12 protein-coding genes are annotated in these 15036 nt (G+C 75.0%); 10 read left to right on the forward strand and 2 right to left on the reverse strand.

The genetic code is table 11. From position 1 onward, the window contains the following. The first annotated feature begins 282 nt into the window (after positions 1-282). From ACZ6A9_RS20465 to ACZ6A9_RS20500, 8 genes are all read left to right on the forward strand, one after another. Positions 283-1368, forward strand: coding sequence for a DUF3344 domain-containing protein (locus tag ACZ6A9_RS20465; RefSeq protein WP_468987441.1), 1086 nt, complete (start codon positions 283-285; stop codon positions 1366-1368). Between the two features lie 62 nt (positions 1369-1430). Next, positions 1431-2657, forward strand: a complete 1227-nt coding sequence (locus ACZ6A9_RS20470) for a glycosyltransferase (protein ID WP_468987442.1) — start codon at positions 1431-1433, stop codon at positions 2655-2657. Beyond that, entirely contained in the window at positions 2654-4081 is a 1428-nt protein-coding gene (locus ACZ6A9_RS20475) for an exopolysaccharide biosynthesis polyprenyl glycosylphosphotransferase (protein ID WP_468987444.1), read from the forward strand. Before ACZ6A9_RS20470 ends, ACZ6A9_RS20475 begins: the two co-directional genes overlap by 4 nt. Positions 4082-4087: 6 nt before the next feature. After that, complete coding sequence (locus ACZ6A9_RS20480) at positions 4088-5431, forward strand: O-antigen ligase family protein (protein WP_468987445.1); 1344 nt, start codon at positions 4088-4090, stop codon at positions 5429-5431. Then, positions 5428-7197 carry a murein biosynthesis integral membrane protein MurJ gene (gene murJ / locus ACZ6A9_RS20485; protein ID WP_468987446.1) on the forward strand — a complete coding sequence of 590 codons (1770 nt, stop codon included), beginning with the start codon at positions 5428-5430 and terminating at the stop codon, positions 7195-7197. Before ACZ6A9_RS20480 ends, murJ begins: the two co-directional genes overlap by 4 nt. After that, positions 7181-7945 carry a polysaccharide deacetylase family protein gene (locus ACZ6A9_RS20490; RefSeq protein ID WP_468987447.1) on the forward strand — a complete coding sequence of 255 codons (765 nt, stop codon included), beginning with the start codon at positions 7181-7183 and terminating at the stop codon, positions 7943-7945. Before murJ ends, ACZ6A9_RS20490 begins: the two co-directional genes overlap by 17 nt. Continuing rightward, on the forward strand, positions 7945-9081 hold the full coding sequence (locus ACZ6A9_RS20495; RefSeq protein WP_468987449.1) for a glycosyltransferase: 1137 nt from the start codon (positions 7945-7947) through the stop codon (positions 9079-9081). The genes ACZ6A9_RS20490 and ACZ6A9_RS20495 overlap by 1 nt, the downstream gene beginning before the upstream one ends. Before the next feature lie 15 nt (positions 9082-9096). Continuing rightward, a complete protein-coding gene (locus ACZ6A9_RS20500) occupies positions 9097-9747 on the forward strand; it encodes a YveK family protein (protein ID WP_468987450.1) in 651 nt (216 codons plus the stop codon). Between the two features lie 56 nt (positions 9748-9803). Here ACZ6A9_RS20500 and ACZ6A9_RS20505 read toward each other — a convergent pair whose 3' ends face one another. Next, positions 9804-11126, reverse strand: coding sequence for a glycoside hydrolase family 26 protein (locus tag ACZ6A9_RS20505; protein WP_468987452.1), 1323 nt, complete (start codon positions 11124-11126; stop codon positions 9804-9806). A gap of 169 nt (positions 11127-11295) precedes the next feature. Here ACZ6A9_RS20505 and ACZ6A9_RS20510 point away from each other — a divergent pair, with 169 nt between their 5' ends. Continuing rightward, positions 11296-12564, forward strand: coding sequence for a carboxylate--amine ligase (locus tag ACZ6A9_RS20510; protein WP_468987453.1), 1269 nt, complete (start codon positions 11296-11298; stop codon positions 12562-12564). Positions 12565-12566: 2 nt separating this feature from the next. Then, entirely contained in the window at positions 12567-13832 is a 1266-nt protein-coding gene (locus ACZ6A9_RS20515) for an NAD(P)-binding domain-containing protein (protein WP_468987805.1), read from the forward strand. A 103-nt stretch (positions 13833-13935) separates the two neighbouring features. Here the strand turns inward: ACZ6A9_RS20515 and ACZ6A9_RS20520 are convergent, their stop codons facing one another. Further along, complete coding sequence (locus tag ACZ6A9_RS20520) at positions 13936-14877, reverse strand: chaplin (protein ID WP_468987455.1); 942 nt, start codon at positions 14875-14877, stop codon at positions 13936-13938. Positions 14878-15036: the final 159 nt, after the last annotated feature.

A 15036-nucleotide genomic window follows, 5' to 3' on the forward strand; every position in this document is an offset into this window, starting at 1 on the left:
GTGAGAGGACCCGGGGCACCCCGCGACCGGTGGTGCTCCTTTCGGTGGTCCGCCCTTCACTCTCCTGCGCGTTCCGGCAGGTGAGGCAGTGCGCCGGGCTGTTCGGGGTGCACACCTGGCTTCACGATTCCAACACACTTGCCACCCTTAGCCGAGTTTCAGCGAATTTGTCCGTTTGATGACTAGAGTTGCGATCCTCCGAAGCACCCTCATGGGCGGACCGCATCGCACTCGTTCCCCTTGCCTGCCGCCGCCACCTGTTCCGAAAGGCTCTCGACGGTCATGCGCCAATCCCTGGGTCAGCTGCTTCGCCATGCCACGGTGGGCGTCCTCGCCTGCGCCGCGCTCTGGGCGCCCTGCGGCCCCGCGGTCTCCGCGCCGCTCGCGCCCGCGCCGGAGGCCGAGGGCGTCGCCTTCGGCGAGCGCTACCGGGCCCTCCAGCACGGCAACATCGTGCGCGCGGCCAACTCCTCCGCCACCTGCCGTCCGCAGGCGTCCTCGTGCCGCGACGTCCAGGGCGGCGCGCACGCGGTGAACGGCGACTTCGACATGAGCTACATCGACGTCGACAAGGACCCGAACACCTACAACTCCTCCCGCGCGGAGATCCGGCTGCCCGCCGGCTCCCGGGTGACGTACGCCCGCCTGTACTGGGGCGGCAACCTGCTCGTCGGTGAGCAGAAGCCGGCCGCGGACAACGAGCGGGTGCTGGTCGCCGAGCCCGGCGGCGACTACAAGGAAGTGCTCGCGGACACGGTCGTGGGTCACCGCGTGGCCGACGGCGCGGATGCCTTCCAGGCCTCCGCGGACGTGACCCGGCTGGTCCGGGACAGCGAGCCGGGCCTCTACACGGTCGCGCAGCTCAACGTGGCCGGCGGCAGGTCCGCGGCCGGCGCCTGGGGCGGCTGGACGCTGGTGGTGGCGTACGAGAACGCGGCGGAGCCGCTGCGGCACCTCAGCATCTGGGACGGGTTCGCGCCGCTGGGCTCCCGCGAGGGCGCCGCGTTCCCGCTGGGGAACATGCCGTTCCCGGCCGGCGCCGGTGGCCGGGTGGGCATGGTCGCGTACAACGGCGACCGCGGCACCACCGGCGACTCCCTCGTCCTCACCTCGGGCGACACCACCACGGCGTTCGGCGACGGCGCCAACCCGGTCGACGACGTGCTGAACTCCACCGTCTCCGACCCCCGGGGCACGGCACCCGCGCGGGTGCCGGCGTACACCAACACCCTCGGCTACGACTCGGACGTGTTCGCCCTCGGAGAGGGTCTGCCGAACGCCGGTGACCGGGCCACCTTCCGGCTCACGTCCCAGCGTGACGCCGCGTGGGCGGGCGTGCTCTTCGCCGCTGTCGACGCCCGCCGGTGAGTGCGCCGTCCTCCGTCCCGCCCACCTGCGTCTGTGAGGAAACCGTACTCACGGACCTGTCAGTGCCCGGACGCCGACCCCGGGTCCTGCACCTCACCCAGCCCGTGGAGGGCGGGGTCGCCCGGGTCGTGACGGACCTGGTCCGGGCCCAGGTGGCGGACGGTCTCGACGTCACCGCGATCTGCCCCGACAGCGCGCTCAGCGGCCACCTGCGGTCACTGGGCGCGCGGGTGCGGCACTGGCAGGCGACCCGGTCGCCGGGGCCCTCGCTCGCGCGGGAGGTGCGGCACCTGGCCCGGCTGCTCGACGACGTGCGCCCCGATCTGCTGCACGCGCACTCGGCGAAGGCAGGGCTCGCCGGGCGGCTCGCGGTGCGCGGGCGCATCCCCACCGTGTTCCAGCCGCACGCCTGGTCGTTCGAGGCGGTGGACGGCCCCACCGCCGCCCTGGCCCTGCGCTGGGAGCGGTGGGCGGCCCGCTGGGCCTCGCGGGTGGTGTGCGTGAGCGACGCGGAACGCGCCACCGGTGTGCGCGCCGGGATCACCGGCCGGTGGGCCGTCATCCCCAACGGCATCGACCCCGAGCGCTTCCGCCCGGCCCCGGCGACCGCCGTACGGGCCGGGCTCGCGCCGTTGGCCGGGCTGGGCGGGCGGGCGCCGCTCGCCGTGTGCGTGGGGCGGCTGTGCCGGCAGAAGGGGCAGGACGTCCTGCTGCGCGCCTGGAACGCCGTGCTGCGCCAGGTGCCCGACGCCCGTCTCGTCCTGGTGGGCGACGGCCCGGACCGGGAGCGGCTGCGCGCGGCCGCCCCCGAGTCGGTGCTGTTCGCGGGGGCCGTCGCGGACGCCTCCCCCTGGTACCAGGCCGCCGACCTCGTCGTCCTGCCGTCCCGCTGGGAGGGCATGGCGCTGGCCCCGCTGGAGGCGATGGCCTGCGGGCGGCCCGTGGTGGTCACGGACGTCGACGGCGCCCGCGAGAGCCTTCCGCGCTCCTTCGCCGCCCCGTGCGTGGTGCCGCCGGAGGACCCGGGAGCCCTGGCGGAAGCGGTCGGCGCGCTGCTGCTCGACCCGCCGCTGCGCACCTCCCTCGGCGACCGGGGGCGCCGTCATGTGCTGTCCCTCCACGACGTGCGGCACACCGCGAGGGCGGTCGCCGACGTCTACCGCGATCTCCTCGGCGCCCGGCCCGCCGCGGCATGGGAGCGCCCGTACGGGGTGGCCGGGGGCGCCGAGGCCGACCGGACGACACAGCGCGTCGAGCCCTTCGAGCACAGGGAGTCCATCCACTCGTGACCGCCGAACGCACCGTGCCCTCCCCCGGCGTACCGCCGCGGGAGCACGGATCCCCGCCTGTCTCCGTCGTGCCGCCGCGCGGCTCCGACCACGGCTACCGGCCGCCCGCCCCGCGGCCGCCCGCACGGCCCGTCTCCCCTGTCCCGCTGTTCCTCGCGGACGGCGCCGCCGCCGTGCTCGCCGCGGGTCTCCTCGCCGCCGCGCGACCGCACCCCGCGCTCGTCGCGCTGCTGGTCGCGGCGTCGCTGCTGCTGCGTCCGCGCGGCGGACCGCCGTCCCTGCCGGGGCTGCTGGACGAACTGCCCGCCGTGTGCGCGCGTACGGCGGTCGTCTGGGCGTCCGTCGCGGCGCTGTGGGCGGCGTACCGGCCGGAGCAGGCGCTGTCCGCCGGCACCGTGCTGGCGGGGCTCGCGGCTCAGGTGGCGGCGGGCTGTGTGCTGCGTGCGGCGGTGCACGGGCGGCGGCGTGCGGCGTTGCTGCGGCACCCGCGCGCCGCGCTCGTCATCGGTCCCCCGGCGACCGCGCAGCGCGTGGCCGCCGCCGTGCTGCGCCACCGGCGGTGCGGGGTGCGGCCGGTGGGGATCGTCGCCGGGCAGGCGGACGGCGGCGAGGGCCTGCCGGTGCTGCGCACGGACGAGGAGGTCGAGCGCGCGGTCATCCAGAACGGGGTGCGCGCGGTGCTCGCCGTCCATCCGTCGGTACGGGCCGAACAGGGGCCGCTGCTGCGGTCGCTGGCCGCGTCGGGGTGCGTGGTGTGGGAGGTCGACGCCGACGCGGCGCCGTACCCGGTGCGGGAGCGGCTGGCCGGGTTCTCCTGCCGGCGGCTGGACTTCGCCCCGGAGCGCGGGGGCGGCTTCGGCAAGCGGCTGCTGGACGTCCTGGTGTCGGGGACGCTGTTGCTGCTGGTCAGCCCGCTGCTGCTGGTGTGCGCGGTGACGCTGCGGCTCGCGGACGGACCGGGCGTGGTGTTCCGGCAGGAGCGCATCGGCCGGGACGGCAAGCCGTTCACGCTGCTGAAGTTCCGTACCCATCGCCCGGTCGACGAGCACGAGTCGGCGACGCGGTGGAGCGTGGCCAACGAGAACGAGATGCGCTGGTTCTGCCGGATGCTGCGGCGGACCTCGCTGGACGAGCTGCTCCAGTTGTGGAACGTGCTGCGCGGCGACATGAGCCTCGTCGGCCCGCGCCCCGAACGGCCCTTCTTCGTGGCCCAGTTCAGCCAGACCTATCCCGGTTACGCGGCCCGGCACCGGATGCGTACCGGCATCACCGGGCTGGCGCAGATCCACGGGCTGCGGGGCGACACCTCCATCGAGGACCGCTGCCGGTTCGACAACGCCTACATCGACGACTGGTCGCTGTGGCAGGACGTCTGCATCCTGCTGCGCACCGCGTCCACGCTGGTCCGTCCGACGGGGAGCTGACGACAGGTGGTCCACGTCCTCGTACCCCGCCCGCTCCGGGCCGCCTCGCTCGGTCCGGTGCTGCCGCTGGTGGCGGTGGTCGCCCTGCTGGCGCTGCCGTCGACGGGGGACGGCGCGGGGCCCGCCGACGTGATGTCCGCGTTGGTGGTGGGGTACTGCGTGATCCGTCTGCTGCGGGAGCGGCGGCGTCCGCTGCCGCCCCGCGCGGCGGTGCTGCTGGGGCTGCCCGTGGTGGGGCTGGCGCTCGCCGCCATGGGGGCGGGCTCGGCGGCGGCGGGGATCGGCGGCATGGGCCGCTACCTGCAGGTCTTCGTGCTGGTCCCGGCGGTCGTGCTGGTGCTGCTCCGGGGCCGGGCCGACTTCCGGGTGCTGGCCTGGTCGTTCGTGGGGCTCGCGCTGTGGCAGGGGGCGGTGGGCGTGCACCAGTACGTGACCGGCACCGGTGCCTCCTACCAGGGCGAGACCGTACGGGCCGTCGGCACCTTCGGGGCGCAGGACGTGATGGGCATGGCGACGGCGGTGTCGCTGGGCCTGGTCTGCGCGGCCGGGCTCGCGCTGGGCCACGCGCCGCGGTGGCAGCGGGCGGCGGCCGCCGGGTGCGCGCTGGCGCTGGTGCTGCCGCTGGCGCTGTCCTTCAGCCGGGGCGCCTGGATCGCGACCGCGCTGACGTGTTCCGTGCAGCTGGTGCTGGCGGGGCTGCGGCGCGCGCTGAAGGTGGGGGCCGCCGTGGCCGCCTCGGGGGTGATCCTCATGGGCGGGTTCGGGGTCGGTACGGCGATGCTCTCGGAGCGGATCGGCAGCATCACGCAGGTCGCCGACGCCCCGGACCAGTCCGTCATCGACCGGTACACCCTGTGGGCGGCGGCCACCAGCATGTGGCGCGAGGAGCCGCTGACCGGCGTGGGGCTGAAGAACTTCCCCGAGTACCGGGACGGGCACGCGACCCTGGCCCTGTCCTCGGGCAGTGACATCGAGGGCGCGGGCGAGACCTACCACAAGCAGGCGTTGCTCTCGCCGCACAACATGTATCTGCTGGTGCTGAGCGAGCAGGGCCTGGTCGGGGTGGTGACGCTCGCCGGGAGCTGGCTCGCGCTGCTGGTGTGCGCGGTGCGCGGGCTGTTGCGGGTGCGCCGCCGGGGCCCCGGCCTGGACTGCGGCCTGGTCGCCTGCGGCCTGCTGCTCTGGCAGCTGACCGACTACGTGTACGGCGACATCGGCGGTCCCTCGACGGTGCTGACCGGTGTGGCCCTGGGGCTGACGGCGTGGTGGGGGCTGGCCCGCGACGAACGCCCGGGCACCGCCTGCCCGGACGAGGTCCCCGGGCGGGTCGAGGAGGCCGTGGCGCGATGACGGCACTGCACTCCCGGCGGACCGGCCCCGGCGACAGCCTCACGGCGGACGGACGCCCGGCGGGCGCACCCGGCCCGGGCGTGCCCCGTCCCCCCGCGGCGGGCGCGCGTACGGTCGGTGAACCGGGGGCGCGCCCGGCCGGGGCGGGTGACGGTGACGAGGCGAAGGGTGGCGCGTCCCGGGGTTTCCTCGCGCGGGCCGCGCTGGTCACGGCGGTGCTGTCCATCGCCGGGTCGCTGCTCGGGCTGGTCCGGGACCAGTCGCTGGCGCGGCTGTTCGGGGCCGGGAGCGACACGGACGCGTTCCTCGTCGCGTGGACCGTGCCGGAGATCGGCGCGACGCTGCTGATCGAGGACGGGCTGGCGATCGCGCTCATCCCCGCGTTCAGCCTGGCGCTGGCGCGGCGGGCCCGGGGGGTTCCCGGTGATCCGGTCCGCGAGCTGGTCAGGGCCACGCTGCCCCGGCTGTGCCTGGCCTTCGCCGCGGTGGCCGCGCTGACCGCCGCCGGGGCCCCACACCTGGTCCGGGTGCTGGCGCCGGGGCTGCCCGATCCGGGCCTGGCCGTCGACTGCACCCGGCTCACCGCGATCAGTCTGCTGGCGTTCGGGCTCGCCGGGTACTGCAGCGCCGTCCTGCGGGCGCACCGCCGCTTCTCCGCGCCGGCGGCGATCTACGTCGCCTACAACACGGGCATCGTCGCGATGATGTTCCTGCTGGGCGGGGCGTGGGGGGTGCGTGCCGCCGCGGTCGGGGTCGCGGTGGGCGGCGCTCTGATGGTGGTCGTGCAACTGCCGTCGCTGTCGCGGCAACTGGCCTCCCGCACGCCGCGGCCCGCGACCGCCGCCGCGACCGGCCCGGCCGACGGGGAACGGCCGGTGCGGCTCGCCCTGATCGCCGCGGTGCTGCTGTTCGCGCTGTGCCGCCAGTCGCAGGTCCTCGTCGAACGCTTCCTGGCCTCCTCCCTGCCCGCCGGCGCCATCTCGCACCTGAACTACGCGCAGAAGGTCGCCCAGATCCCGATGACGCTGTCGCTGATGGTGTGCACCGTCACCTTCCCGGTGGTGGCGCGCGCCCTCGCGGACGGCGACACCGAGCGGGCCCGGGCCCGGGTGGAGCGGGACCTGGTGCTGGCCTCCTGTGTGGTGCTGCTGGGCATGTGCGCGGTGATCGCCTGCGCCCCGCAGATGATCGAACTGCTTTTCCAGCGGGGCGCGTTCACCGGGTCCGACACCGCCGCGACGGCGGACGTGATGCGTGTGTACGCCCTGGGGCTGCTCGGCCAGACCCTGGTGGGCGCCCTCGTCCGCTGCTACTTCTCGGCGGGCCGCCCGCGCTGGTACCCGGTCGGTGTGATGGCGGCGGGCATCGTCGTGACGTCGCTCGCCGGGGCCCTGGGCGTGGGCCGCTGGGGTGTGGCGGGGATCGCCGCCGCCAACGCCGCCGGCATCACCGTCACGGCGGTGCTGATGCTGGCGGGCCTGCGCACCGCCCGCCGCGGGGCCGCCACCGGCGTCTCGGTCGGGGTGCGCAGGGTCCTGACCGAGCTGAGCCGGCCCCTCCTCGCCTCCGCCCTCGCCGTCGCCGCCGGGTCGTGGGCCGCCGGCCGGTTCGCGTCGCCGGTGGCGTCGCTCGCGGCCGGCTGTCTCGCCGTGACCGCCGTCTTCGTCCCGCTCGTCCTGTCCGTCCTCGGCACCCGGGGCCCCGCATCCGCGCTGCGCTCCGTACGCACCGTCACACGAAAGCTGACACATGGCCGCTTCCGTTGATTCCCTCGACGCCGGCAGGCGACCGGACCCCCGCTCCGGGGCCGTCCCCTGGGTGGCGATGTACCACTCGGTGGGCGACTGCTCGGACGACCCCTACCGCATCACCGTCACGCCCGAGCGGCTGGAGCGGCAGCTTGCGTGGCTGCGCCGGCGCGGGCTGCGCGGGGTGTCCGTCGCCGAGCTGCTCGCCGCGCGGGCCCGGGGCGAGGGGCGGGGCCTGGTCGGTCTCACCTTCGACGACGGGTACACCGACTTCCTCACCACCGCGCTGCCGCTGCTGCGGCGCTTCCACTGCGGCGCCACCCTGTTCGTCCTGCCGGGACGGCTCGGCGGGGACAACGAGTGGGACCCGCTCGGCCCGCGCAAGCCGCTGCTGACCGCGGACGGCATCCGGCGCGTCGCCGAGGAGGGCGTGGAGATCGGCTCGCACGGCCTGACCCACGTCGACCTCACCCGCGCGGACGACGCCACCCTCACCGCCGAGGTCGCCGGGAGCCGCGCCCGTCTCGAGGAGCTGACCGGCGCCCCGGCCGCGGGCTTCTGCTACCCGTACGGCACGGTCGACGCCCGCGCGGTCGAGGCCGTACGGAAGGCGGGCTACGCCTACGCCTGCGCCATCGATCCCGGCCCGCTGACCGGGCCGCACGCCCTGCCGCGCGCGCACGTGGGGCAGGACGACACGGCGCTGCGCCTGCACCTCAAGCTGAAGCTGCACCGGCTGCGCCGGCGTGCGGTGGTGGGCGTGTGATGCGGGCGCTGCACATCATCACCGGTCTGGGGGTCGGCGGGGCCGAGCTGCAGCTGCGGCTGCTGCTGCGTCACCTGCCCGTCGAGTGCGACGTGGTGACGCTCACCAACCCGGGCCCGGTCGCGGAGGGGCTCGGCGCGGACGGGGTCCGCGTCGTGCACCTGGGGATGGCCGGCAACCGCGACCTGGCCGCCCTGCCCCGCCTGGTGCGGGTGATCCGCTCCGGCGGCTACGACCTGGTCCACACCCACCTGTACCGGGCCTGTGTCTACGGCCGGCTCGCGGCCCGGGTCGCCGGGGTCCGCGCGGTCGTGGCCACCGAACACTCCCTGGGCGACTCGCAGATGGAGGGGCGGCGGCTGACGGCCGGGGTGCGGGCGCTGTACCTGGCGAGCGAGCGGCTCGGCTCGGCGACGGTCGCCGTCTCCCCGACGGTGGCCGACCGGCTGAAGCGCTGGGGCGTGCCCGCCCCGCGTATCGAGGTCGTCCCCAACGGCATCGACGTGGACCGCTTCCGCTTCGATCCGGAGCGCCGTGAGCGCACCCGGCGGCGCCTCGGTCTGCCGGAGGGCGCCTTCGTGATCGGCGGCGTGGGCCGGCTCGCCCGCGGCAAGCGGTTCGACGTCCTCGTCGAGGCGCTGGCCCTGCTGCCGGAGGACCACTGGCTGCTGCTGGTGGGCGGCGGCCCCGAGGAGCACCTGCTGCGCCGCACGGCCCGTGAGGCCCAGGTGGCCGGGCGGGTGCTGTTCACCGGTGAGCGCCCCGGACTTCCCGACGGCTCCCCGGGGCCCGATCTGCCGTCGCTCACCTCGGCGATGGACCTGTTCGCCTCGCCGTCCGCGGAGGAGGCCTTCGGGCTCGCCGCCGTGGAGGCGCTGGCGTCGGGACTGCCGGTGCTCTACGCGTCCTGCCCGGCGATCGAGGACCTGCCGCCCGCGGCGTCCGCGGGTGCCCGGCGGGTGCGCGGCGGCCCGGACGCGTACGCCCGCGCGATCGCGGAGGTCCGCGCGGCGGGCCTCGCCCCGCGCACGGCCGGCCGGGCCGCGCGCCACTACAGCATCACCCGCAGCACCGCCCGCCTCATGGACGTGTACCGGGCAGCCGTGTCCGGCTCGTCGCCGTCCCCCGTACGTTAAGGGAGCAAGCCCGTCATGACCGACAACCCGACCCGTCGGCGCCTTCCGTCGCTGGACCGCGTCAAGCAGCTGCCGGCCTGGTCCGCGCTGGTGGCAGGCACGTTCCTCGGCGGACTGTGCGGCGGCGCGTACGGCCTGCTCACGCCCCCGTCGTACACGGCCACCAGTTATGTCGTCGCCGTGCCGGCGAAGGGGGCGACGCCGGACGCCGCCCGCGGCTTCGCCCAGGCCTACGGGCGGGTCGCGACCCAGCTCGCGGTGCTCGGCGACGCGCAGGTGTGGGCGGGGGTGCCGGTCGGGACGCTGCGGGACAGTGTGCGCACGGCGACCTCGCCGGACGCGCCGATGGTGTCCGTGACGGCCACCTCGGAGCGGTCCGAGGAGGCCGTCGACATGGCGAACGCGGTCTCGCGTGCGCTGACCCGGCACGCGGAGGACACCGAGGGCAGCACCCAGGTGCGGCTGGTGCAGTTCTCGCGCGCCGTGAAGCCGGGCGGTCCGGCGACCGCGTCGACGGCGCTCACCACGCTGGTGGGGGCGAGCGCGGGCGGACTGCTGGGCGGACTGGCCCTGCTCGCGCGGCCGAGGCGGGGCGGCCGGCACGACGGCCCGGCGCCCGCCGCCTCGGTGCCGGGCCCGGCCGCCGCCGCCGACGTGCCGCGGTGACGGTGGTGCTGCGGGCCGGGACGGCCCGCGTCCCCTCGGCCCCGGCACGGTCCGCCCTAGCGGTCGCGCGACCACCAGTCGAAGCGGACGCAGAGCCTCCCGCCGAGCCAGTACTCCACCAGGCCGCCCAGGTCCAGCGGCGAGCAGGTGCCGGGGGGCAGTTCCCCGGGCGGCGCGGACGGTGCCGGGGTGGCGTCGGGGCCGGCGTCGTGGGTGCGTCCCTGGAGCACGCTTCTGTAGACGCGGGACGATTCGGGATTGTCGTCGCACTGCCACACCCCGTGCGGGCAGTAGTCGGTCACCGTGTTGTAGAGCGGCCGGTGTTCATCCATCCAGGCGAGCATGCGCCGCATGTACTCGGGATTGTCGCCGTTGCGGAAGAGTCCCCATTCCGGGTAGGAAATGGGCTTGCCGTGCGCCTTGGCGAAATCGACGTGCGCCTGCAGTCCGTAGGGTTCCTTCACCTGTTCGTCGAAGGACATCCCGGTCGGCTGGTCGTAGGAATCCATTCCGATGATGTCGACGGTGTCGTCCCCGGGGTAGCACTCCGTCCAGGGGACGGCGTCCCGGCCGCGGCTCGGGGTGAAGTCGAACCTGAATTTCTGCCCGGGCACCGCGCGCATGGTCGCGACGATGCGGTTCCAGTACTTCTTCCACGCCTGCGGGTCGGGTCCGCACCGGTGGGTGTAGGTGACGCCGTTCATCTCCCAGCCGAGCACCAGGACGGTGTCCGGCACCTTCAGGTCGACGAGCCGCTCGGCGAGGGCACGGAAGTGGTGGTCGAACTCACCGGCGGCGCCCCGTCGCAGCAGCCGGCGGACGTCCTCGTCGGAGACGCCCTCCTCGTTGCGTTCCTGCAGGGGCACGTTGAGGACGAGCATCCGGTCGTCGTCGGCGTTGCGCCAGCGCGCCCACGACTCCAGGAACCGGATGTCGCCCTCGATGTCGCTCCAGCGGTTGCCGGGCAGGTAGGTGTGGCCGACGCGCAGCTCCGCGCCGCCCAGCCAGCGGCTGAGCTGCTCCATGCGGGCCACGCCGCGTTCGTCGGAGGCGAGGAAGGCGCCGAAGGCCGGTACACCGCCGCCCTGCGGCGGGGCGGACGTCGGGGCCGGCGTCGGCGGGTGGAGCACCGGCATACCCGGGATCTCGGGGAACTCGGGGATCCGCGGAATCTCCGGGACGGAGATGCCGGGCGTGGGGATGGTGGGCGTCGGGACGGCCCGCGCGGCGGGCTCCGTCGGTCCCGGCGGTGCGGGGCGGGAGCCGTCGGCCCGCACCGCCCCCGCCGCGGGGCCGGCCGCCAGGGCGGCCGACACGACGAGCGCCGCCGCGCCCACGGCCATGGTGCGGGCCCGGACCCGCCTGTGCTTGTGGGCCATTGGCTGCTCCTCTTCTCGCTCTCGTCAGCCTGCTGCCTGATGTCTCGCTGTTGACGAACAGTCATATGAAGTCAGTCATAAGAAATCAGACGCTGCCACTGCCACTGCGGCTTTCGAGTGCCGCGATACCCCGTGCGGGTGAGCTGGTGCCAGAGGAAAGTGAGAATGCGTGTCAATGCTTGACACCGGAGTTCCCGCCGTAGTTCTGCGGACCGACCGGAATCCCTTTCACCACGGAACGCTGGGCGCCGTACGGTCGCTCGGGCGGGCCGGTGTGGACGTGCACGTCGTCGCCGACTGCGCGGGAAGTCCCGTGGGGCGCTCGCGCTACGTCCGCCGCATCCATCCCCCGCCGTCACCGGGGGCGTCCGCGGACGAGATCCTCGCCGTGCTGCGCCGGGTGGCCGGGCAGGTGGCGCGTCCGGCCGTGCTGATCCCGATGGACGACGCGACCGCGATCGCCGCGGCCCGCCTGCGCGAGGACCTCGCGCCGTCCTACCTGCTGCCCGAGATGCCCGCCACGCTGCCCGAACGGGTCGCCGACAAGGCCCGGCTGGCCGCCGTGTGTGCCCTTGCCGGCATCCCGCACCCCACGACGCTCGTCCCGGACAGCCCCGGCGCCGCGGCCGACGACGCGCGGCGGCTCGGCTTCCCGCTGGTCGCGAAGTGGAGCCGGCCCTGGCTGCTCCCGCCCGGCAGCGGACTGCGCAGCACCCTGCTGGTGCACTCCGAGCGGCAGGCCCGGGAACTGCACGCGCGCACCGCCGAGGCGGGCAGCCCGCTGCTGCTCCAGGCGTATCTGCCGCCGGGCGAGGACCGGGACTGGTTCTTCCACGGCTACGCCGACGGTACGGGGCTCGTCCGCGCGGGCGGCCCCGGCCGCAAGCGGCTGTCCTGGCCGCGGGGCGCGGGACTGACCGCGGTCGGCCACTGGACGCCCAACGCCGAGGTGGTCGCGCTCGCCGAACGCGTCACCGACGCGCTCGGCTACCGCGGTGTCCTCGACCTCGACTTCCGCCGCTGCGGCTCGACCGGCCGCTACCACCTCCTCGACTTCAACCCGCGCCCCGGCGCCCAGTTCCGGCTGTTCGCGGACAGCGCGGGCGTGGATGTCGTACGCGCCCTGCACCTGGACCTGACGGGCCGTCCGCTTCCGGAGGGGGATCCGGTGGCCGGGCGGGCGTTCGTGGTGGAGAACTACGCGCCGTTCGCCGCGCTGCGCACCGCGCCCGGCGGGCGCGAGCTGGCCTGGTACGCCCGGGACGACCGCGCTCCGGGATGGGCGATGTGGGGCCTGTGGGCCCGCCATGTGTCCGGCCGGCTGCGGCAGCGGCTGGGCCCGGCGGCCCCGGTGCCGGCACCGCGCCCGGCCACGACGGCCCCGGGATCCCCGGCCCCTTCGACCTCCCTGACCGACAACGAGAAAGCGAGCAGCTGATGATGTACGACCTTCTGGTGGTGGGTGCGGGTCCCTACGGTCTGTCGATCGCGTCCCACGCGGAGGCCGCCGGACTGAACCTGCGCGTGTTCGGCCGGCCCATGGCGTCCTGGCGGGACCACATGCCCGGCGGCATGTTCCTGAAGTCGGAGCCGTGGGCGTCCAACCTGTCCGACCCGGCCGGGCGGTGGACGCTGGAGGCGTACTGCGCCGAGCAGGGCATGACGGCGCGTCACGCGGAGCCGATCCCGGTGGAGGCGTTCGCCTCGTACGGCCTGTGGTTCGCCCGCAACGCCGGGCCGGCGGTGGACGAGCGCATGATCGCGCGGGTGGCGTACGGAGCCGACGGCTTCACGGTCGTCACCGAGGACGGGGAGACGCTGGGGGCGCGGACGGTGGCGCTGGCGGTGGGGGTGATGCCGTTCATCGAGGTGCCGGCGGCCCTGCGCGGACTGCACCCCACGCTGGTGACGCACAGCAGCCACCACAGCGACCTGGGCCACTTCCAGGGCAAGGACGTCACGGTGATCGGCGGCGGCCAGGCGGCGCTGGAGACGGCGGCGCTCCTCGCCGAACAGGGCACGCGGGTACGGGTGCTGGCGCGGGCGGAGCGGCTGCGGTGGAACGACGTGCCGCCCCCGCTGGAGCGTTCCCGGTGGCAGTCGGCCCGCTCGCCGCACAGCGGGCTGGGTCCGGGCTGGCGGAACTGGTTCTACTCCGAGCGCCCGGGCCTGTTCCGGCGGCTGCCGGAGGCGACCCGTGCCCGGATCGCGGCCACGGCGCTGGGTCCCGCGGGCGCCTGGTGGGTGCGGGACCGGGTGGAGCGGGCGGTGGACCTGCTGCCCGGCCACGAGGTGACGGCGGCCGCCGCGGTGCCGGGCGGGCTGCGGCTGGACCTGACCGACCACCGGGGTGCCCGGCGCAGCCTGGAGACCGAGCACGTCATCGCCGCCACCGGGTTCAAGGCGTACCGTGACCGGCTCGGACTGCTCTCCACCGAACTGCGCGGCTCGATGGCGGCGCTGCCCGACGGCTCGCCGGCGGTCGGCCACGGCTTCGAGTCCTCGCACCCGGGTCTGTTCCTGGCCGGTCTCGTGACCGCGTCCGGGTTCGGTCCGGCGATGCGTTTCGTGCACGGTGCGACGTACACGGCGTCGACGCTGGTCCAGGGGGTGCGCCGGCGGCTCGGTTCGACGCCGGTGCGCGGCACGGTCCCCGTCCCGGGCAGCGGCAGCCGCAGCGCCGCGCCGTCGCCGGTGCGCGGCTGACGGCAGGGCACGACGAAGCGTCCCCCGGACCGGGAGGTTCGGGGGACGCTTCGCAGGGAGGGTGCGGGTACCGGCCGGGGCGGGTCCGGAACCCGGTGCGCGGCTAGCGGCGGGCGCCGACGCGGCTGCGGCGGTAGAGCATCGCCCCGCCCGTGAGCAGCGCGGCGCCGGCGGCCGAGGCGGCCAGCATGCCGTCGCTGCCGGTCTCCGCCAGGTGCGGCGGGTTGCCGTGGACCTCCTCGGCCGGCGGCTCCTCGTCCCGCGTCGGAGGCGTCTTCACCTTGGCGGGAGGCTCGGGCGTCTCCTTGTCCTTCTCCTTTTCCTTCTCCTTCTCGTGACCCGTCTCGTTGACGCAGGTGTTGTCGCTCGCGTCGTTGAACAGGCCCACGAGGTTGACGCTGTTGCCGCAGGCGTTCAGCGACAGGTCGACGGGCGCCTGGATCACGTTGCCGGAGAGCACGCCGGGCGAGCCCTTGGCGGCGCCCACGGCGTGCGCGCCACCGGACTCGTGGTGCGAGGTGCCGGCCTCGTGGTGCGAGGTGCCGGATCCGTCGTACGAGGACTCCTGGTGGGCGGGGTCCGTCGAACGGTCCGCGGACTTCTTGGAGTGGTCGCCGCCGGAGGTGTTGGCACAGGTGTTGTCGTACGCGCTGTTGCCCGCGCCGACGCCGGTCACGGTGTTGCCGCACACGTTGACCGGGGCGTGGACCGGTGCCTGCACGTTGTTGCCGGAGGCCACGCCGGGCGAGCCCTTGGTGCCGCCCACGGCGTGCGCGCCGTCACCGTGCTTGCCGCCCTCGGACGTGTTGACGCACGTGTTGTCGGACGCCTCGTTGAACGCGCCGATCCCCGTGACGGTGTTGCCGCACGCGTTGACGGGCACGTGGACCGGTGCCTGCACGTTGTTCCCGGACAGCACACCGGGAGAATCCTCGGCACCGCCCCCCGCGAACGAGTCGGCGAGGGCGGGGGTTCCGTACAGGGACAGAATGCCCGTGGCGGTGGCGGCCGCCGCGAACACTCCCCTGCTCAGGGTCTGTCGCAATGTGGTTGTCTTCCTGCTTGGAGAATCGGGAGCGGCCACGCGTTCTGGCCCTCCGCTGCCGCATGGCCTACTCCTTCATCAACCGGCTCGCACGGAATCGGTTGCGCAGGTTCACCCGGTTGGCCCGCGCGACGGGCGCGCGGGCCGGGGTCAGGACAC

The sequence above is a fragment of the Streptomyces sp. NPDC041124 genome, from assembly GCF_055592385.1.

What these genes read in the sequence shown, in the direction of transcription:
- ACZ6A9_RS20500 (WP_468987450.1), top strand. Translation starts at nt 9,097, where the DNA reads ATGACCGACAACCCGACCCGTCGGCGCCTTCCGTCGCTGGACCGCGTC.
- ACZ6A9_RS20465 (WP_468987441.1), top strand. Translation starts at nt 283, where the DNA reads ATGCGCCAATCCCTGGGTCAGCTGCTTCGCCATGCCACGGTGGGCGTC.
- ACZ6A9_RS20515 (WP_468987805.1), top strand. Translation starts at nt 12,567, where the DNA reads ATGTACGACCTTCTGGTGGTGGGTGCGGGTCCCTACGGTCTGTCGATC.
- murJ (WP_468987446.1), top strand. Translation starts at nt 5,428, where the DNA reads ATGACGGCACTGCACTCCCGGCGGACCGGCCCCGGCGACAGCCTCACG.
- ACZ6A9_RS20505 (WP_468987452.1), bottom strand. Translation starts at nt 11,126, where the DNA reads ATGGCCCACAAGCACAGGCGGGTCCGGGCCCGCACCATGGCCGTGGGC.
- ACZ6A9_RS20490 (WP_468987447.1), top strand. Translation starts at nt 7,181, where the DNA reads ATGGCCGCTTCCGTTGATTCCCTCGACGCCGGCAGGCGACCGGACCCC.
- ACZ6A9_RS20495 (WP_468987449.1), top strand. Translation starts at nt 7,945, where the DNA reads ATGCGGGCGCTGCACATCATCACCGGTCTGGGGGTCGGCGGGGCCGAG.